The organism is Acidovorax sp. LjRoot118, from assembly GCF_964253575.1.
In the GTDB taxonomy this organism is placed as follows: Bacteria; Pseudomonadota; Gammaproteobacteria; order Burkholderiales; family Burkholderiaceae_C; genus Acidovorax.
Genome location: NZ_CAXURB020000001.1, coordinates 2,275,534 through 2,290,332 on the forward strand (window position 1 = coordinate 2,275,534; position 14,799 = coordinate 2,290,332).

Annotated in this window: 26 protein-coding genes; 4 read left to right on the forward strand and 22 right to left on the reverse strand. The window is 64.9% G+C overall.

Annotation, left to right across the window (positions count from 1 at the left end; genetic code table 11):
* Nucleotides 1-149: 149 nt before the first annotated feature.
* Entirely contained in the window at nt 150-359 is a 210-nt protein-coding gene (locus ACSQ9E_RS10635; protein ID WP_057267738.1) for a hypothetical protein, read from the reverse strand.
* A 196-nt stretch (nt 360-555) separates the two neighbouring features.
* On the opposite strand from ACSQ9E_RS10635, the gene icd reads away from it, so the two are divergent.
* Nucleotides 556-1,815, forward strand: a complete 1,260-nt coding sequence (icd, locus tag ACSQ9E_RS10640) for an NADP-dependent isocitrate dehydrogenase (protein WP_057203147.1) — start codon at nt 556-558, stop codon at nt 1,813-1,815.
* Between the two features lie 176 nt (nt 1,816-1,991).
* On the forward strand, nt 1,992-3,254 hold the full coding sequence (locus ACSQ9E_RS10645) for a tyrosine-type recombinase/integrase (protein WP_436217714.1): 1,263 nt from the start codon (nt 1,992-1,994) through the stop codon (nt 3,252-3,254).
* On the opposite strand, the gene ACSQ9E_RS10650 is transcribed toward ACSQ9E_RS10645, so the two are convergent.
* Together ACSQ9E_RS10650 and ACSQ9E_RS10655 are read right to left on the reverse strand one after the other, a co-directional pair.
* Entirely contained in the window at nt 3,196-3,462 is a 267-nt protein-coding gene (locus ACSQ9E_RS10650) for a helix-turn-helix transcriptional regulator (RefSeq protein WP_436217715.1), read from the reverse strand. The genes ACSQ9E_RS10645 and ACSQ9E_RS10650 overlap by 59 nt on opposite strands.
* Entirely contained in the window at nt 3,459-3,851 is a 393-nt protein-coding gene (locus tag ACSQ9E_RS10655) for an ASCH domain-containing protein (RefSeq protein ID WP_436217716.1), read from the reverse strand. Before ACSQ9E_RS10655 ends, ACSQ9E_RS10650 begins: the two co-directional genes overlap by 4 nt.
* A gap of 135 nt (nt 3,852-3,986) precedes the next feature.
* Between ACSQ9E_RS10655 and ACSQ9E_RS10660 the strand changes: the two genes are divergently transcribed.
* Complete coding sequence (locus ACSQ9E_RS10660) at nt 3,987-4,244, forward strand: hypothetical protein (RefSeq protein WP_436217717.1); 258 nt, start codon at nt 3,987-3,989, stop codon at nt 4,242-4,244.
* Between the two features lie 9 nt (nt 4,245-4,253).
* Here the strand turns inward: ACSQ9E_RS10660 and ACSQ9E_RS10665 are convergent, their stop codons facing one another.
* From ACSQ9E_RS10665 to ACSQ9E_RS10675, 3 genes are read right to left on the reverse strand one after another with little or no spacing between them, the layout of a single operon-like run.
* Complete coding sequence (locus ACSQ9E_RS10665; protein ID WP_436217718.1) at nt 4,254-4,481, reverse strand: hypothetical protein; 228 nt, start codon at nt 4,479-4,481, stop codon at nt 4,254-4,256.
* Entirely contained in the window at nt 4,468-4,950 is a 483-nt protein-coding gene (locus tag ACSQ9E_RS10670; RefSeq protein ID WP_436217719.1) for a hypothetical protein, read from the reverse strand. Before ACSQ9E_RS10670 ends, ACSQ9E_RS10665 begins: the two co-directional genes overlap by 14 nt.
* Nucleotides 4,947-7,172 carry a DNA cytosine methyltransferase gene (locus ACSQ9E_RS10675; protein ID WP_436217720.1) on the reverse strand — a complete coding sequence of 742 codons (2,226 nt, stop codon included), beginning with the start codon at nt 7,170-7,172 and terminating at the stop codon, nt 4,947-4,949. Before ACSQ9E_RS10675 ends, ACSQ9E_RS10670 begins: the two co-directional genes overlap by 4 nt.
* 35 nt (nt 7,173-7,207) lie before the next feature.
* On the opposite strand from ACSQ9E_RS10675, the gene ACSQ9E_RS10680 reads away from it, so the two are divergent.
* Nucleotides 7,208-7,942, forward strand: coding sequence for a hypothetical protein (locus tag ACSQ9E_RS10680; protein ID WP_436217721.1), 735 nt, complete (start codon nt 7,208-7,210; stop codon nt 7,940-7,942).
* A gap of 95 nt (nt 7,943-8,037) precedes the next feature.
* On the opposite strand, the gene ACSQ9E_RS10685 is transcribed toward ACSQ9E_RS10680, so the two are convergent.
* From ACSQ9E_RS10685 to ACSQ9E_RS10760, 16 genes are all read right to left on the reverse strand, one after another.
* Nucleotides 8,038-8,532 carry a hypothetical protein gene (locus ACSQ9E_RS10685; RefSeq protein WP_436217722.1) on the reverse strand — a complete coding sequence of 165 codons (495 nt, stop codon included), beginning with the start codon at nt 8,530-8,532 and terminating at the stop codon, nt 8,038-8,040.
* Nucleotides 8,529-9,044 carry a hypothetical protein gene (locus ACSQ9E_RS10690; RefSeq protein WP_436217723.1) on the reverse strand — a complete coding sequence of 172 codons (516 nt, stop codon included), beginning with the start codon at nt 9,042-9,044 and terminating at the stop codon, nt 8,529-8,531. The genes ACSQ9E_RS10685 and ACSQ9E_RS10690 overlap by 4 nt, the downstream gene beginning before the upstream one ends.
* Complete coding sequence (locus ACSQ9E_RS10695) at nt 9,041-9,280, reverse strand: hypothetical protein (RefSeq protein ID WP_436217724.1); 240 nt, start codon at nt 9,278-9,280, stop codon at nt 9,041-9,043. Before ACSQ9E_RS10695 ends, ACSQ9E_RS10690 begins: the two co-directional genes overlap by 4 nt.
* A gap of 26 nt (nt 9,281-9,306) precedes the next feature.
* Entirely contained in the window at nt 9,307-9,945 is a 639-nt protein-coding gene (locus tag ACSQ9E_RS10700; RefSeq protein ID WP_436217725.1) for an HD domain-containing protein, read from the reverse strand.
* Nucleotides 9,942-10,121 carry a hypothetical protein gene (locus ACSQ9E_RS10705; RefSeq protein WP_436217726.1) on the reverse strand — a complete coding sequence of 60 codons (180 nt, stop codon included), beginning with the start codon at nt 10,119-10,121 and terminating at the stop codon, nt 9,942-9,944. The genes ACSQ9E_RS10700 and ACSQ9E_RS10705 overlap by 4 nt, the downstream gene beginning before the upstream one ends.
* Before the next feature lie 5 nt (nt 10,122-10,126).
* Nucleotides 10,127-10,567: a hypothetical protein gene (locus tag ACSQ9E_RS10710; RefSeq protein WP_436217727.1), complete on the reverse strand. Its 441-nt coding sequence runs from the start codon at nt 10,565-10,567 to the stop codon at nt 10,127-10,129.
* Between the two features lie 23 nt (nt 10,568-10,590).
* Complete coding sequence (locus tag ACSQ9E_RS10715) at nt 10,591-10,956, reverse strand: hypothetical protein (protein ID WP_436217728.1); 366 nt, start codon at nt 10,954-10,956, stop codon at nt 10,591-10,593.
* A 28-nt stretch (nt 10,957-10,984) separates the two neighbouring features.
* Complete coding sequence (locus ACSQ9E_RS10720) at nt 10,985-11,248, reverse strand: hypothetical protein (RefSeq protein WP_436217729.1); 264 nt, start codon at nt 11,246-11,248, stop codon at nt 10,985-10,987.
* Between the two features lie 13 nt (nt 11,249-11,261).
* Nucleotides 11,262-12,179: a DUF2303 family protein gene (locus ACSQ9E_RS10725; protein ID WP_436217730.1), complete on the reverse strand. Its 918-nt coding sequence runs from the start codon at nt 12,177-12,179 to the stop codon at nt 11,262-11,264.
* A 57-nt stretch (nt 12,180-12,236) separates the two neighbouring features.
* Complete coding sequence (locus ACSQ9E_RS10730) at nt 12,237-12,647, reverse strand: hypothetical protein (RefSeq protein ID WP_436217731.1); 411 nt, start codon at nt 12,645-12,647, stop codon at nt 12,237-12,239.
* Nucleotides 12,648-12,684: 37 nt separating this feature from the next.
* Nucleotides 12,685-12,924 carry a hypothetical protein gene (locus ACSQ9E_RS10735; RefSeq protein ID WP_436217732.1) on the reverse strand — a complete coding sequence of 80 codons (240 nt, stop codon included), beginning with the start codon at nt 12,922-12,924 and terminating at the stop codon, nt 12,685-12,687.
* A complete protein-coding gene (locus ACSQ9E_RS10740; protein ID WP_436217733.1) occupies nt 12,921-13,070 on the reverse strand; it encodes a hypothetical protein in 150 nt (49 codons plus the stop codon). The genes ACSQ9E_RS10735 and ACSQ9E_RS10740 overlap by 4 nt, the downstream gene beginning before the upstream one ends.
* Nucleotides 13,070-13,201: a hypothetical protein gene (locus tag ACSQ9E_RS10745; RefSeq protein WP_436217734.1), complete on the reverse strand. Its 132-nt coding sequence runs from the start codon at nt 13,199-13,201 to the stop codon at nt 13,070-13,072. The genes ACSQ9E_RS10740 and ACSQ9E_RS10745 overlap by 1 nt, the downstream gene beginning before the upstream one ends.
* Nucleotides 13,201-13,875, reverse strand: coding sequence for a hypothetical protein (locus ACSQ9E_RS10750; RefSeq protein WP_436217735.1), 675 nt, complete (start codon nt 13,873-13,875; stop codon nt 13,201-13,203). The genes ACSQ9E_RS10745 and ACSQ9E_RS10750 overlap by 1 nt, the downstream gene beginning before the upstream one ends.
* A complete protein-coding gene (locus ACSQ9E_RS10755; RefSeq protein WP_436217736.1) occupies nt 13,872-14,165 on the reverse strand; it encodes a hypothetical protein in 294 nt (97 codons plus the stop codon). Before ACSQ9E_RS10755 ends, ACSQ9E_RS10750 begins: the two co-directional genes overlap by 4 nt.
* 123 nt (nt 14,166-14,288) lie before the next feature.
* Nucleotides 14,289-14,798, reverse strand: coding sequence for a DUF2511 domain-containing protein (locus ACSQ9E_RS10760; protein WP_436217737.1), 510 nt, complete (start codon nt 14,796-14,798; stop codon nt 14,289-14,291).
* Between the last annotated feature and the right edge of the window lies 1 nt (nt 14,799).

Below are 14,799 nucleotides of genomic sequence, written 5' to 3' on the forward strand. Positions count from 1 at the left end.
GGGCGGGTACGGCTCAGGCGGGTCATGGGACTCTTTCGGCAACGGGATGACGGGACAGGCGCCAGAAACGGAAACGCCCGCGGTTGCGGGCGATTCTGAAGCAAACCAGCGGTGCAGGGGTCAGTGCAGGGCACAAACCCCCAGCCGCATCAGGCTGCGGCCTTCTTGGCGTGCTTCTTGGTCTTCTTCTGTGCCATTTTCTTGGACTGCTTGTGTGCAGGTGCCGCCTTGGCCATGGGGGCGGGGGCTGCCGCGGGAGCAGCTGCTGGAGCGGGTGCGGCAGCAGGGGCGGCTGGGGCCTGTGCGAAAGCACCGGCAGAGAACAGACCAGCCATCAGGACAGCGAGGAGTTTTTTCATATATGCCATTTCCTAGACGAACTATCGGGTTGAGGGCTTCGCAAAAAATTCACGAAGCTCCACCTGCAACGATAGCAGCCCCCGCACGGTTGACAGGGCTTTCCGGCATTTTTTTGTCTATAGAATCTTTGTGGTTGGCTGCACCCCGCACGGCCTGCCCCATTGTGTTTCAGATATCCAACGGAGACCTTCGCCCATGACCAGCTACCAGCACATCAAGGTGCCTGCCCAAGGGCAGAAAATCACCGTCAACGCCGACATGTCCCTGAATGTGCCGGACGAGCCGATCATTCCTTACATCGAAGGTGACGGTACCGGTCTGGACATCACGCCGGTCATGATCAAGGTGGTCGATGCCGCCGTGGCCAAGGCCTATGGCGGCAAAAAGAAGATCCAGTGGATGGAGGTCTACGCGGGCGAAAAATCCACCAAGGTCTACGGCCCCGACGTGTGGCTGCCCGAGGAAACGCTGGCCGTGCTGCGCGAGTACGTGGTGTCCATCAAGGGCCCGCTGACCACGCCCGTGGGCGGCGGCATCCGCTCGCTGAACGTGGCCCTGCGCCAGGAGCTCGACCTGTACGTCTGCCTGCGCCCGGTACAGTATTTCAAGGGCGTGCCTTCGCCCCTGAAAGAGCCCGAAAAGACCAACATGGTGATCTTCCGCGAGAACTCGGAAGACATCTACGCCGGCATCGAGTTCGAGGCCGAATCCGACAAGGCCAAAAAGCTCATCAAGTTCCTGCAGGACGAGATGGGCGTCAAGAAGATCCGCTTCCCCAACACCTCGGGCATCGGCGTCAAGCCCGTCTCGCGCGAAGGCACCGAGCGCCTGGTGCGCAAGGCCATCCAGTACGCCATTGACAACGACAAGCCCAGTGTGACCGTCGTGCACAAGGGCAACATCATGAAGTACACCGAGGGCGGGTTCCGCGACTGGGCCTATGCCCTGGCGCAAAAGGAATTCGGCGCCGAGCTGATTGACGGCGGCCCCTGGTGCAAGTTCAAGAGCCCCAAGTCGGGCAAGGACATCACCATCAAGGACAGCATCGCCGATGCCTTCCTGCAGCAGATCCTGCTGCGCCCCGCCGAATACTCGGTGGTGGCCACGCTCAACCTCAACGGCGACTACATCTCCGACGCACTGGCCGCCCAGGTCGGCGGCATCGGCATCGCGCCGGGCGCCAACATGTCCGACTCGGTGGCCTGCTTCGAAGCCACCCACGGCACGGCCCCCAAGTACGCCGGCAAGGACTATGTGAACCCCGGCTCCGAAATCCTCTCGGCCGAGATGATGCTGCGCCACATGGGGTGGATCGAGGCGGCCAATTTGATCATCAGCTCGCTGGAGAAGTCGATTGCGTCGAAGAAGGTGACTTATGACTTCGCGCGGCTGATGGATGGGGCCACGCAGGTGAGTTGCTCGGGCTTCGGGCAGGTCATGATCGACCACATGTGATTGCGTTTGTCTGAGTTCCTTAGGTACCCGCAGAACAGGCCCGCTCCTATGGAGTCGGGCTTTTTTTCTGCCTGTGTGGTTCCTAAAAGTTCCATGGTGTTCCATCGAAATCGTTCCATGTTCTGTACCATGCTGTTCCATGGCCGCAGGGCTCGATTTTTCATGGAACACATCTGATGGCCGATAGCCGCGCAATCAACTACAAGCTCAAGTCCTCGCAGCTCAATGCTGCCAAGCCCAGGGACAAGCCCTACCTGCTGCTGGACGGGGGCGGGCTGTATGTCGAGGTGCTGGCCACGGGCAGCAAGATCTGGCGGTACATCTATTCGTTCGAGGGGCGGCGGCCGAAGTGGACCATTGGCCCTTACCCTGAGATCGGCATTGCCGAGGCGCGTGATGCGCACGCACTGCTGCGGGCCAAGCTGGCCAAGGGCATCGACCCGGTGGAGGAGCGAAAGCGTTCAGAGCAGACCGATGCTGATGCCAAGCGCCGCAGCGTGACCTTTGCGGACTTTGCACAGGTGTGGGTGCGCGAGACTCTGTTCTACCGCTCGGCGGCCTACCGCACCCAGGTCGTGCGGTTCCTGGACTCGTACATCAACCCGGGCATAGGCCAGAAGGCGCTGCACCAGGTGAAGGCGGGCGATGTGCTGGCCATCATGGAAAAGCTGCTGCATGTGCCGGTGACGGCCGACCGCTGCCGTGTGATCGTGCAGCAGGTTTACAACTTCGCCATTCGCAAGCTGATCGTGGAATCGAACCCGGCCCTGGCGGTGCGCGGTGCCGTGGCCGTGCCACCGGCAAAGCACCACGTGCATCTGCGGGAGCCCGAGCTGGTGCGCTTTTGGGGTGAGCTCGACAAACAAAGCGGCACCAGCGCGCTGACCGTCTACGCGGCCAGGCTGCTGGCGTACACCATGGTGCGCAAGTCAGAGCTGATCAAGGCCAAGTGGCCCGAAGTCGATTGGAAAAAGGGGGTGTGGACGGTGCCGGCCGAACGCATGAAGATGCGGCGCGAGCACCGCGTCTACCTATCGCGCCAGGCGGTGGCCCTGCTGCGCGATCTGCACCGGATGACGGGGCATGGCGAGTACCTGTTCCCCATGCGGTTCCTGGGGGGCAAGGGGCGGCCGATGTCCGATGCCACGTTGAACCACATGATTGGCCGGCTGGACTTTGGGGTGCCTGAGTTTGCGCCCCACGGCCTGCGCTCGACGGCGGCCACCATCCTCAAGGAACACCGGGTGGTGCAGCAGGATGTGATCGAGCTGCTGCTGTCCCATGAGGAAAAGAAAGAGGTGGTGGCCGCGTACACCCGCGCTGAGCTGGCCGACGACCGCCGCCGCGCCCTGCAGTGGTATGCCGACCACATCGATGCACTCACTGCGGCGGCCCGCTCGCCTGCTGCGCCTGCAGATCCTGCTCGGCCAGCTGCCTGATGGCTGAGTAAGGCCACAGCGGCGTGCCACTGATCTTGCGGCCCTCGGGCACCAGGCCCTGGTCCACCCAACGGTAGAAGGTGGTCTTGCCAATGGGCAGCACGCCACGCCGGCGCGGCGTGCTGAAAATGTCAGAGGCGCGCAGCAGTGAGCTGTCGTTGTAGTGGGGCAGGGGTGCTGCTGCGGCTGTTTGGGTGCTGAGGTTCATGCCTGCAAAGCCTCCTGTGGCACGTTGAAAAAACCCAGCCTGCCCTTGTACGGCACGAAGGGAATGGGGCGGCTGTCGCGAAGCACGAAGCCGTGGCCGCCGTCCATCTTCCACGGGGATGGGTGGTGCTCGACACAATCCACCACGCGAGTCCAGCCGACAAGGCCGCCGCGCTCCAGGGATTCGTAGGTGGGCAGGCTGGGTGGATACAGGCCGAGCATTTGAAGTACCTCGACGGTGCCGTCGTAGTACCGGCGCGTCATGGTCTGGCTGGCGTGCACCAGCATTTCGCCACGGAAGTTGGTGGGCCAGTCGCGGTTCTCGATGTCCTTGAACCCGTTGACGATGAGCCAGGCCCAGGGCTGGCGGATGCTAAGCGCAGGGATCATTGTGCGGTCCACCTGCTGGTCATGGGGTTGCTGTGAACTGGGTGGGAACGATATCCAGCGCGAGAAATTAATTTCGACTTTTTCTCGGATGGTCCCGATACTGCCTCCATCGTTATCACATGAAAGGAACCAACGATGACCAAAGTTCGTACACAGCAGCGCGACAACCACGTCGCAGATATTTTTGCAAGCGCGGAGCAGGCCGCCGATGGCAAGTGGATCCCGGCTTCCTGCACGGTGACGGTATTTCCACTTGAGTACCCGGGCAGTGAAGGGGTGGACCATGACGTGGGGGTGTCGGGCACGCAGCATGCAACCGAGAACGAAGCGATCAGTGCTGGAATCGATGCGGGCCGTGACTGGTTCGAAAATGGTGGGTGGAAGCAAAAGTAGGTCATCGATTTACCTCTTTTTGAGCGAAAAAACGCACAGACCATGACTGTCAATGCCCGCTGGGCGCAGGGTACCGTCGCTGGCCAGGCGCTGAGCCTGGCGTTGATCGCACTCCAGTTCGCGGCTGCTCTGGATGATGAAAAAGCGTTGCGTCTTGGGGCTGAGCTTGAGCACGCCTCCGGCGCGCAGGCTGTTCAGGATGTTGGGCTGTGCGGTGGCGGGGTTAAACGTGTTCACGGTCGGTGGTCCTTTCCTCTTGCTCGGCGCGGGCGATGCGGTCCAGGTGGACCTGGGCATGCAGCTCGCTGGTGATGGTGCGGTTGACCGCTTCCACTGCGGCCTCGGCGAAGGCCCTTGTGGGGGCGTCGCGCCATTCGCGGATGGCTGACCAGGTGGCGGGCCAGTCGCGGGGTTGGGGTGGCGGGGTGTGGGTGGTGGTGGCTGGGGCTAGGGCGCGGTCGCGACGCTTGCGGAATTCGTAGATGTCTGAACTCAGGGCGCGGCGGTGTTCGCTCACGGCCTCGCGCGCTTCGTCCAGTTCGGACTGGTCGATCTCTTCGCCTTCCTCGATGTGCATCAGCAGCACGTCATGGATGGCCAGCGCCTGCAGCAGTTGCTCGGCGCCGCGGGCCAGGTACTCGCCGAACTCGATGGCGAAGTCTTTGGCGGTGCGCTCGGGGCGGCGGGGCTGGTTGGCGCTGCTCATGCTGCTGCTACTCCATAAATTAGGGCCTCATGCCCGAAATTGGCCCGCACCAGCGCCTCGGCTTGGGGCGGGCATACGCTGTTGCCGCACATGCGGACCTGCGCGGTGTTCGACAGGGGGATGCGTGGCACGTCCAGGGGGTTGGCGACCTGGTGGCCGTCGGGCCCGAAGAGCAGGGCCGGGTCGGGGATTTCGTGGATGACGTAGTCGGCCGGGAATCCCTGGGCGTTGAACAGTTCGCGCGGCTTGAGCATGCGCAGCGTGATGTCCACCAGCACCCACCACAGGCCGGCATGCCACACCAGCACCATTTCGGCGGGCTCGGCGAAGTGCTCGGGCAGGTGGGTGTGCAGCAGCTCGGCGCACAGGCGGGCGCGCTCGCGCAGTTCGGGCGCCAGGCTATCGGCTGGCACCTGCAGCACCTGCACCAGGCCCATGCGGTCTTTGGTGGGCACGGTGTGCATGGGCTGGCCCAGCTCCTGCCACTGGCCGCCGCTGCTGTAGTACTTGACGGCATAGGCGGTAATGAGGCGCTGGTTGCTGCCGGCCGCAGTGATGGTGCTCACGGGCACATCGGCCGCACGGCCGTCGCCGTCGTAGAAGCCGCCGTTGGCCTGCTCAAGGCAGGCGGCCACCAGGGCCTGCTCGCCACGGTGCGCGCCGGTGACGGTGGGCAGTGGGGTGCTGGCGCTGTGGCCCGATCGCTCGCCGTGGTGCGTGAGGTGGGTCAGGTGCACCGCAGCCAGGCCGCTGGTGGCGCCGCTGGCGGTCACGGTGTTGAGCGGCACCTCGATGCTGCGCACGCCGTGGCTGAATCGCTTGGTGCCGTCCTTGCCTTCGCCGTGGCCCATGTCCACCAGGTGGGCGGCGACCACGGCCTGTTTGATGCCGCCGGCCACTGCGGTGCCCAAGGGCTGCGCGACGGGCTGGGTTCGGGCGTCCTGGCCTGGGCGTTCTCCGTACCCGATGGTCACCAGGTGGCCGGCCACCAGCGCGTGGTGCGTGCCGCCTGCAGACACCGTGGACAGGGGCGTTTGCACGTCGTGTCCACCCAGGTGCTGCTCGGTGGTGCCGCGCAGCGGTGCGAGGGTGGGGGCCACCACGGAAAAGTGCCCGCCCTTCACTTGGGCGCACAGCGTGCGGACGGGTTCGTCCGCAGGCATGGTGCGCTGGTTGCTGGCGTTGGCGTGCTCGTTCAGGAAGGGCGCCAGCACCGGTTCGGTCAGGGCTCGGTGGTTGTCGGCGGTCAGCGTGCCCATGGGCTGGTCTGTCCCGGCGGGGCGGCCGGAATAGGTTGGGCCTCCCGCGCCCACGATAAACGGCTTGGGGCTGGTCAGTACATGGCGCCACAGGCCCTTGGCCACGCGGCGCAGGGTGTTGGTGACAAGGGGCCGAGGGCGCCCGAAGATGCTGGTGCCCTCGATGCTGAAATCAATGCACTCGGCCGCCGTGCGGTAGGGGGCGAGCTTGCCGGCCAGTACGGCGCTGTTGGTGGGCTCGCCGTGGGTCTGCTCGGGCCAGCGAATGGGCAGGCCGTCGCGGCGGGCGACCATGAACAGGCGCTTGCGGATGGTGGGCGTGCCGTTGTCGCAGGCGCGCAGCTCGCGGAAATCGAGGTCATAGCCCAGCCCGCGCACCAGGCGCTGGGCCATGTCGCCGCCCAGCTCGATGCCCAGGAATTCGCAGCACTCGGCCAGCGCGGGGTCGTCAGCGCGTACGCCTGTGGTCAGCATGCCCCGGAAGGCATTGAAGTATTCGCCCGCGTGGGCGGGGTCTGGCCGCAGGGAGCCGTCGGGCATCACCATGAGCGGGCCCCAGGTCCTGAACTCTTCGACGTTCTCCAGCATGATCACGCGCGGCGTGCACAGCAGCGCCCAGCGGATGCCAACCCAGGCCAGGCCCCGAATGTCCTTGGCGACAGGCGTGCTGCCCTTGGCCTTGCTGAAATGCTTGCAGTCCGGCGACAGCCACACCAGGCCCACGGGCTGGTTGTGGGTGACCTTGATGGGGTTGACCGTCCACACGCTTTCACACAGGTGCAGCGTGAAGGGGTGGTTGATGGCGTGCATCGCCAGGGCTTCGGGGTCGTGGTTGATCGCAATGTCAACCGGGCGGCCGAAGGCCTTTTCCAGGCCGGTGCTGGTGCCGCCGCCGCCTGCGAAGTTGTCGATGATCAGCTCGCCGGGGAAGGCGAGGGGGAGGGTGAAGGCGTCGCGCTTCATGCGGCGCACTCCGAGCTGGGGAAACTCTGCGTTCCGTGGTCTACTACCGCGAAAAATGGAGGGGCAGATTGATGAGGGTGAATATTGAATTTAGCGAGCACCGGGTGTTGGTGGCCGGAGCATGCGGTTTCGTTGGTCTCGCGGCTTTGCATTTGGCTTACCCGGGGCTTTTTGACTACTGGCCCAAAACTTCTTCCGAGTTGGCGGATTGGGTTGCGGCAGTTGGCACTGTTTCTGCGATAGCAGCGGGTTTTGTTGTGGCCAATCGCCAGCAGCGGCATCAAGCTGATATGCAAGCGGCTCTTCTCGCTGAAACTACAAGACTTCAGAAACTGTATTGTTATCGGTTGGTGGTGAGTGTTTTTACTTCCGCTGCTGCACTTATCAATATTTCCAAAAATAGAACCAAGCCAAATTTTGGTGAGGATCACAAATGGGATCTTGTGAAATCTATTTTGCTGGAGGCAAGAGGTATTCTTGATATATCTAAAGACGCAAGAATTACCGATGTATATTTCGTCGAGCAGGCAAAGGTTATGAATGTGGTTTTGCTTTCCCTGCACCAACAGCTTGTTGATGTGGATGAGAGTAGCGATTTGACCAGTGATTTTATTGACCATATGTATTGGCAATTTCAAGTGCATCAGGGCAGAGCTTCGGATTTGGCAGAGATAGCTGCTAAAAAAGTCGAGGAAATTGCCTTGCCTAATGAATTGGCTGATTTTCATAAAACTCGCGATGCGGTAAGTCTTGCGGCGGGAATGAGGTGAATATTCGTTTCCATCTACCAAGCGGTAAATGGATGGATGAGGGCCGCAGTTCCAGTCGGCGATGTAAAAAATCAGGAAGGCCTGGGCGGGAGTTCTCATGTATGCACTCCCAGTGCCCACACGCTTGTGGGCTGCGTGATGCGGGCGTGCTGCACCGTGGTCAGGGGTGGGGGCACGCAGGCGATGGGCCGCGGTGCCGGCGCTGCGCGCTGCACTCGGCGTGCCGGCGCCGGGCGCATGCGGGGTGTTGGCCTCCGCGCGGGCTTGGCCTTGCTGGGTGCTGCGGCGCGAGTAGCGGCGGGCTGGCCCTTGACCTTCGCCCGGGGCGCCATGGCTGCGGCCTTGGCCTCCCAGCCGGCCGCCACGTCGAAGGTGTGGGGGAACACGCTGCGGTTGCAGGTAAGCAGCTGGCTGCGCACGGCGTGGTGGATCACCTGGCCCACACCGTTGCGGGTGTGCGTGTCGCTCAGTGCAGCGTGGATGTCCCTGGTGGGCATGGGGCCGCGCAGGTCCAGCAGGCGGCAGATGCGCAGCGTGGTGGGGCCGGCTGGTGGTACGTAGGTCCGGGGCTGCAGGGTGCGGGCGGTCATGCTGGCTGGCCCTCAGCGCGGCGCTGCAGCGCGTGCTCGATATCGCCGGTGCTCATGTCCTTGGTGCGCAGCAGGCCGTCGAGGGTCTGCGCGGCGTGGGCGAGCTGCAGCTCGCTGAGGGCTGGCATCAGGCGGGTACAGGCGGCCAGCCCGCTCTGGATGGCAGCGCGGTGCTGCTCCAGCTGCTCGGGGTGGGCCTGCAGGTCGGCCAAGGCGCTGCCGGCGCCGCGCAGGATGTTGATGTCGGCGCCGTCGTGGATGCCGGCCTGGCCGCAGGCGCTGGCCACGATGTAGATGCAGCGGCCTGCCAGGTTGGTGGTGTTGGCGGCGTGTTCGCCCGTCCAGGCGTGCAGGCTGGCTGCGCGCAGCAGGGCGCCGATATCGTGGGCGATGCGGGCGCGCACGATCTGGTCCGTGACGGGATGGGGCGTGGCCTCTGCGGCCTTGGCCTGGCGGGCCTGGTGTTGGCGGCGCTGCAGGTCTGCCATGCGTGCGAAGGATGCGCGTGTCATTTTCCTGGGAACCTTTCCTTGCGACCATCGGGGTAGTGGAGCCAGTCCCCCACGCGGCTGGGCTTGGTGAAGGCGGCGAAGCGGCCTTCGGTCACGCCGGCATTGCGGTGCAGCTCGTGGCCCTGGTAGTCGCTGGAACTGAGGTGTGCGCTGGGGCCGCTGGTGGTGATGGGGCGGGACCACGCGCGCAGCAGGCTGCTCGTGCGCCCTTTGCGGCGCGGGCGGGGCTGGTGCATGGGGGTGGGGTTTTGTGGCAGGGCGCTCATGCTGTGGCCGACCCTGGCATGGCCTTGCAGCGCGCTTCGAGGTCGTGGTAGCGGGCCAGGAAGGCGTCGCGGTGGTGCCGCCAGATCATGGCCTCGCGCACGGGGGTGTTCAGGTCGATGCCGTCGAGCGGGCGCACGCGGGCGCCTGGCTGATCGATCACGCTCCACGGGGTGTTGACCTTGGGGTCAAAGCGCATCAGGTCGCGGCGCTCGGTGGCCAGGGCCAGCAGGTCGGCGTGGCGCACGGCCTTGCCGTGGGCGGCATACGGGGCCTTGAGGTGATAGGTGGTGCGCACCAGCAGGGCCAGGGGGTGCTCGAACTCCATCCACGCGGTGCCCACTGCCACCTTTACGGGGGTGGATGCGTCGCCGCAAAGCGATTCGTGGGCGTCGTGCATGAGGGCCAGGCGCTGGGCGTGGTGGTCCAGCCCCATGCTGGCCACGATGTCGGCCACTAGCAGGCTGTGTTCGGCCACGCTGTACGGGCGGCTGGCGTGGCCGGTGTAGCGGTTGATCTGCGCCAGGCTGTGGGCAATGACCTCGATGCGCGGGGCCTTGCACATGAGCAGCTTAAAGCCGCTGATGGGCTGCTCGGTGCCCTCGCTGGTGAGGATCCATTCGTCAACGGTAGTCATGCTGGCGTGCTCGGTTGGGGTTGGGGCTTCTGCTGCAGCAGGGCCTGGAAGTAGCTGGCCTTGAAGTGCATGCCTGCTGCGCTGCGGAAGGGGTAGGGGCAGGAGTCGTCAAGGCTCAGCCCCTTGCTGGCGGCCTCTGCCGCCTCGCGTTCAATGGTTTCCTTGCTGACGACCATGTGGCTCAGCGGCTGGGGTCGGCGGCTTCGTGGCCCAGGGCGGCGAAAGCGGCGGCGTTCATGTAGTGCTGCGAGCTGAAATCGCCGCTGCGCGCGGTGTTGGCAGCGCGAGCCATGTTCAGTGCCTGCAGGAGGGCCCAGCCCTGGCGTTCTGTGAGCGCGGTGCCTTCCAGTGCATTGAAGGCTGCGATAGCGCTGGCCATCGAGCGGGTGGGGCTGCCGCCTTGGAGACTGATGCTGTCCAACGTGCCGCTCTGCGTTTCGATGCCCAGGGCTGCATAGCGCAGCACTTCATCAGCATTGGCGGGGGCGGCTTTGACTGTGACATTCAAGGGAACAACGGTGCTGGACTCCGCAGCAGCTGCCTGGGCGGCGGCTGCGTTGCTGATGGAGGCCAGGCCGTGGCGCGATGCGGGGGCCTTGCGGGTGGTGGATGCCTTGGTCATGGTGGTGTTCCTTTCGGGCTGGGTTATGCGGCGGCTGCCGCGGGGTGTTGGGTGCGCTTGGGGACGACTTCCACGCCGATGGCTCGAGCGGTGATTTCGGCCTGTGGCGGGAAGCGGTTGGGTTTGACGCGGGCGCGCAGACGTTGAATCTGTGTTCTCAAGATGGCGCCGCTGACCAGGTCTGCGCGGTGTGCGTTCCAGAACTCTTCGGCGGCGGGTCCGCTCCACCGGACTTCGTAGGCCTCTTTTTCTTCCTTGCCAGTCCATGGGTTCTTGCCCAGGTTGTCCACCAGAGGCAGCTCCAGGCGAAAGCTCCCATCGGCTTCGCGGCCGGTGATTGGGGGGTACTTGCTCATGAAGAGGGTTTTGGTGTGGGTTTCGTTGTCCATGGCTGGCCTCGCGATGTTGGAGCTGGTCTCAGTCCAGTCCGGTTTCGGGTGGTGCGGTGCGGAACAGGCGGGCCACCTCTTCGAAGGCCTGCGCCATTTCCTCGCGGCGCTCTGGCGACTTGGGCATCCAGAACGTGACGGCGCTGCGGTCGTCGTCCTGCGGCGGGTGGTGCAGGCGCGGCGAGGAGTGCAGCACCAGCTGCGCGGCGTGGTAGGTCACGCCGGTGTTGCTGGGCTTGGCGACCAGCAGCACCTCGCTGGTCTGTTCCTGGCTGTAGACGTTGATGCGCATGGCGGTGGTTCGCTCAGCCGGCTTTGGCGTAGCTGCCCAGCAGCACGGGCGTGGCGCCCTTCATGGCGTCGTGCACCAGGCCGGCCAGCTCGCCGCCCATCTGCTCGACGTGCGTCTCCAGGTTCTGGATGCGCAGCACCAGCGCCGGCTTGTCGCCGGGGGTCAGGATGGACAGGCGCAGCGTGAAGTTGCGCGGCTGCAGGTCGGCGTAGGGCTGGCAGGTGAAGCTGATCACCGTGGGGATGGGCTCGGCGCTGGTGGCGGCCACGCTCTCGAAGGCGGTGCGGCTTGCGCTGAGGGCCTTCTCTTCGTTGTCGACCTTGCGGGCCGACTCGATGGTGATGCGGCGGATGGCGGCCAGCGCCTGGGCGGGCGTGATGCTGGGGGTTTGCTCGTTGGCGAAGGTCATGGCCGCCAGCACGCCCCAGTCTTCGATGAACTCGGCCATGGCCTGCTGGTTCTTGGGCTGGCCGTTGACGCTGCACAGAGCCGCGTAGGCGGCAGTCTTCTTGGGCGACAGCACGGCCAAGTTGCCGGCGTGGCCGGGCTTCTCGACGGTGCCCAGGTCCAGCACGCCGGTGGCGGACATTTCGTCGGCGTTGACAAACACCACGGCGCCGGGCCCGGCGTAGGCGGTGGTGTAGTCGGCGAACGGCTGCACGTAGGCCGTGGTCATCTTGCCGCGGGCGCGGCGGCGCTGGGGGAGGAAAGCCTCCAGGTCGTGAAGCTTGAAGTGCTCGGGCAGGCTGATGACGGCGCCGGGCTGGTCCAGCGCGGCGGTGGTGGCCAGGTGGGCGGCGGTAATTTCCTGGCCTTCCTCCAGGGCCTTGATGAAAGCATCGGGGATGCTGACGGCGGGGGCGAAGGCAACGCCGGGCTGCAGCAGCTCGGCGGTGGCGGTGTTATTGGTGTTGTCGGCTTGCGGGTCCATGGTGGTCCTTGTGGTGGTGGATGGATGGGGCGGGTGGTGCAGGGCGCGCTCTGCGCGTCAGGCGCTGGGGTTGCCTTGCGTGGTGCTGGGCTGGGGTGAGCTGGGCGGCATGGGTGTTCCGCTGCGGTCGAACATGGCGAGCTGGCTTTCGGGCGCGAGGGTGAGGCGGCCGAACTTGCCGACGTTCAGTGCGGTCTTGCGCGAGGCCTCTTCGCTGGCCCGGCCGTTGATCGTTGGGCGCGAGAATTTCAGGACGTGCTTGCACAACACCTGGCTGCTGCCGGGGATCTTCTCGAAGACGAACTTGATGTTCACTTCGCCCTTGGCGTCGTTGTCCATGGTGCCGGCGGCCACCTGGCTGAGGGCAATGGACAACATGCGGTCGAACTGGCCGCCGTCGAGGTCGGTGATGAACACGGCCACGTCGGTGGCGGCGGTGGTGCTGGAGTGCTGGGGGGTGGTGCTCATGGTTGGTGGGCTCGGTGGTTGAGGGGGTGGTCTGGCGTTACACGCCCGTGCCGGTGAACGTGAGGAACATCGCGCACACAGCGGCGCCCAGGGCGATGAGCAGCAGCCCGTGCACCTGCTCGCCTGGCGTGGCGGGCGTGGTGTCCAGAGGGTCGGGTGCCTCGCAGGCCTGCGGGGCAGGGCAGGCCCGGGCGGTGGTGCCGGCGCAGGCGCTGCAGCCGGGGCCGCGTGGGCGTGCGCGGCGGTCGCCGGTGGGGGTGGGTGTGCTGTGGTTCATCGCAGCACCCCTACCAGCACCGCGGTGCCGAAGCCCAGGACGAGGGCGACGACTGCGCCGCTCCACCAGCCGGTGAGCCATGCGGCGTCGGCGTCGGTGCGGCCCTGCAGGCGGGGCAGGGGCGTGGGTTTGCGCAGGCCGGGCATTACGCTGCCCTCCGGGCGCTGACGCGCATGCAGCCGTGCACGGTGATGGCCTGACAGATGGCCGCGCAGGCGCTGCTGGCCCAGGCGCGATAGGTGAGGGCGCCGACCTTGACGGTGTAGGGGTGCAGCATTAGTGGACTCCCTTGCTGGTGGTGTGCACGTCTTTGGTGGGCGCGTGGCAGGGCATCAGCAGGCCTTGGCCGCCATCCCACGAAAACGCGGCGGGCTTCATGGGGTTTGGGTTGGTGGCGAACTGCACGCCGGGTAGCTCGCTGATGACCTGCAGGTAACCGGGCATGAACCACTGCTCGCCGTAGGCCGCGGCCTGGGCGCGATGGAACAGCCAGGTGGTGCCTTGGCAGGGGTGGCAGCGGTCGGATTGCAGCTTGCTGCTGGCGTCGTAGGGGATGGGTTCCAGCCCTGTGCCATCGCATTGGGCGCATTCAAAGCGACTGTGCGCGGCATGGAAGGGCTTGCGGTCGCAATGGCGGCAGGGCGCCAGCGTCACGCGGCCGGTGCCGTTGCACTCGGTGCAGAGAGTGGGCGCCTCGAATGCCAGCATGGGCGCGAGGCGGTCAAAGGGGGCCGCGTCGAACAGCGGGATGGTTTCGGGGTGGAGGCCTTTGAGCCAGGACGCCAAGTTGAACAGGCCATTGGCCTCGATGCGCACCACCCAGTGGCGGTTGGTGGCGTACGCCATGCCGTCCTGAACCCAGGGCTCCATCAGGGAAATGTTGGGATCCCAGATGCAGGTGAAGCGCTCCAGCAGCTGGCGGGCCTGCAGGTTGAGGATGGTGGCGCTCATGCTGCGCACCCTGCGGCTTCGGCCCGGCGGGCCAGCTCAATCTCGGACTGCAGGGCGATTTCGCGCACGCGGGCTTCGTGCTCACGGGCTTTGGCTTCGCACTGCCCGGGCGTGAGGCCATTGGCGGGGTTGGCCTTGGCGCGGCGCCAGTGGCGGGCCTGGCCGGCGTGGTGCGCGGCGCTGGCGAAGGCGCTGATGTCGGCCAGGTTGGCGGTTGCCGTCTTGGCCTGGTTGGTGGCGACGGTGTAGGCCGTGAGGGCGGTGGCGAGTTGGGCGGCGGTGGTGGACATCTGGTCTCCATGGCGCTGGGTGCGCGATGGAGAGGATGCTAACAAGAAAATCTAGCAAACACTAGAAAATGTAGTAGAAAGAGATACAAAAAAACTACGTATTTTGATACGTAGTGTTGTGGCTCAGCGGCAAAGCTGTCGGCCGTAGTCGATGAGTGGTCCTATGCCAATCTTTGTGCCCGGTATTTCTGGATTGGCTTTCCAGATCGGAGCGATGTCGCGCCAGCCTCGATTTGCTCGCTGTGCGTCGGCGATGCCGTTCACTGCATACGTCGTGCCTCGGTGGGTCACAGTCACTGCATCGAGTCGCTGCCTGGCTGGGATCACCTCGCAGCGCACGACAACGTCGCGCACTGTGAGTGGCCATCGATCGCCTAGCGTCTCGGCGGCGGTGGGTGGCGGCTTGAACGGGTCGCGCGGCGCTGGGGTTGGGGGTTTTGGAGGTGCAATGGAAATGGACTTCCCATCGGGGGTTTCGCCTTTTACTGCCCCTGCTGGACATTTATCAGATAGTTGTTGGGTAATCACCATGCCGTTGGGCATGGTGCATTTCACCTGCGCCTGAGCAATACCAACTCCACACACACCCAAAAGGGTGATTTGTAAAAAAGTGTTTGCCCAATTGTGGTGCATC

Excerpts from the sequence above, each read along its gene's own strand:
- ACSQ9E_RS10735 (WP_436217732.1), bottom strand. The coding sequence starts at position 12,924 with ATGAACCACAGCACACCCACCCCCACCGGCGACCGCCGCGCACGCCCA.
- ACSQ9E_RS10690 (WP_436217723.1), bottom strand. The coding sequence starts at position 9,044 with ATGACACGCGCATCCTTCGCACGCATGGCAGACCTGCAGCGCCGCCAA.
- ACSQ9E_RS10740 (WP_436217733.1), bottom strand. The coding sequence starts at position 13,070 with ATGCCCGGCCTGCGCAAACCCACGCCCCTGCCCCGCCTGCAGGGCCGC.
- ACSQ9E_RS10635 (WP_057267738.1), bottom strand. The coding sequence starts at position 359 with ATGAAAAAACTCCTCGCTGTCCTGATGGCTGGTCTGTTCTCTGCCGGT.
- ACSQ9E_RS10645 (WP_436217714.1), top strand. The coding sequence starts at position 1,992 with ATGGCCGATAGCCGCGCAATCAACTACAAGCTCAAGTCCTCGCAGCTC.
- ACSQ9E_RS10715 (WP_436217728.1), bottom strand. The coding sequence starts at position 10,956 with ATGGACAACGAAACCCACACCAAAACCCTCTTCATGAGCAAGTACCCC.
- ACSQ9E_RS10755 (WP_436217736.1), bottom strand. The coding sequence starts at position 14,165 with ATGTCCACCACCGCCGCCCAACTCGCCACCGCCCTCACGGCCTACACC.
- ACSQ9E_RS10720 (WP_436217729.1), bottom strand. The coding sequence starts at position 11,248 with ATGCGCATCAACGTCTACAGCCAGGAACAGACCAGCGAGGTGCTGCTG.
- ACSQ9E_RS10660 (WP_436217717.1), top strand. The coding sequence starts at position 3,987 with ATGACCAAAGTTCGTACACAGCAGCGCGACAACCACGTCGCAGATATT.
- ACSQ9E_RS10705 (WP_436217726.1), bottom strand. The coding sequence starts at position 10,121 with ATGGTCGTCAGCAAGGAAACCATTGAACGCGAGGCGGCAGAGGCCGCC.
- ACSQ9E_RS10695 (WP_436217724.1), bottom strand. The coding sequence starts at position 9,280 with ATGCACCAGCCCCGCCCGCGCCGCAAAGGGCGCACGAGCAGCCTGCTG.
- ACSQ9E_RS10685 (WP_436217722.1), bottom strand. The coding sequence starts at position 8,532 with ATGACCGCCCGCACCCTGCAGCCCCGGACCTACGTACCACCAGCCGGC.
- ACSQ9E_RS10670 (WP_436217719.1), bottom strand. The coding sequence starts at position 4,950 with ATGAGCAGCGCCAACCAGCCCCGCCGCCCCGAGCGCACCGCCAAAGAC.
- ACSQ9E_RS10730 (WP_436217731.1), bottom strand. The coding sequence starts at position 12,647 with ATGAGCACCACCCCCCAGCACTCCAGCACCACCGCCGCCACCGACGTG.
- ACSQ9E_RS10655 (WP_436217716.1), bottom strand. The coding sequence starts at position 3,851 with ATGATCCCTGCGCTTAGCATCCGCCAGCCCTGGGCCTGGCTCATCGTC.
- ACSQ9E_RS10725 (WP_436217730.1), bottom strand. The coding sequence starts at position 12,179 with ATGGACCCGCAAGCCGACAACACCAATAACACCGCCACCGCCGAGCTG.
- ACSQ9E_RS10760 (WP_436217737.1), bottom strand. The coding sequence starts at position 14,798 with ATGCACCACAATTGGGCAAACACTTTTTTACAAATCACCCTTTTGGGT.
- ACSQ9E_RS10750 (WP_436217735.1), bottom strand. The coding sequence starts at position 13,875 with ATGAGCGCCACCATCCTCAACCTGCAGGCCCGCCAGCTGCTGGAGCGC.
- ACSQ9E_RS10700 (WP_436217725.1), bottom strand. The coding sequence starts at position 9,945 with ATGACTACCGTTGACGAATGGATCCTCACCAGCGAGGGCACCGAGCAG.
- ACSQ9E_RS10650 (WP_436217715.1), bottom strand. The coding sequence starts at position 3,462 with ATGAACCTCAGCACCCAAACAGCCGCAGCAGCACCCCTGCCCCACTAC.
- icd (WP_057203147.1), top strand. The coding sequence starts at position 556 with ATGACCAGCTACCAGCACATCAAGGTGCCTGCCCAAGGGCAGAAAATC.
- ACSQ9E_RS10745 (WP_436217734.1), bottom strand. The coding sequence starts at position 13,201 with ATGCTGCACCCCTACACCGTCAAGGTCGGCGCCCTCACCTATCGCGCC.
- ACSQ9E_RS10710 (WP_436217727.1), bottom strand. The coding sequence starts at position 10,567 with ATGACCAAGGCATCCACCACCCGCAAGGCCCCCGCATCGCGCCACGGC.
- ACSQ9E_RS10675 (WP_436217720.1), bottom strand. The coding sequence starts at position 7,172 with ATGAAGCGCGACGCCTTCACCCTCCCCCTCGCCTTCCCCGGCGAGCTG.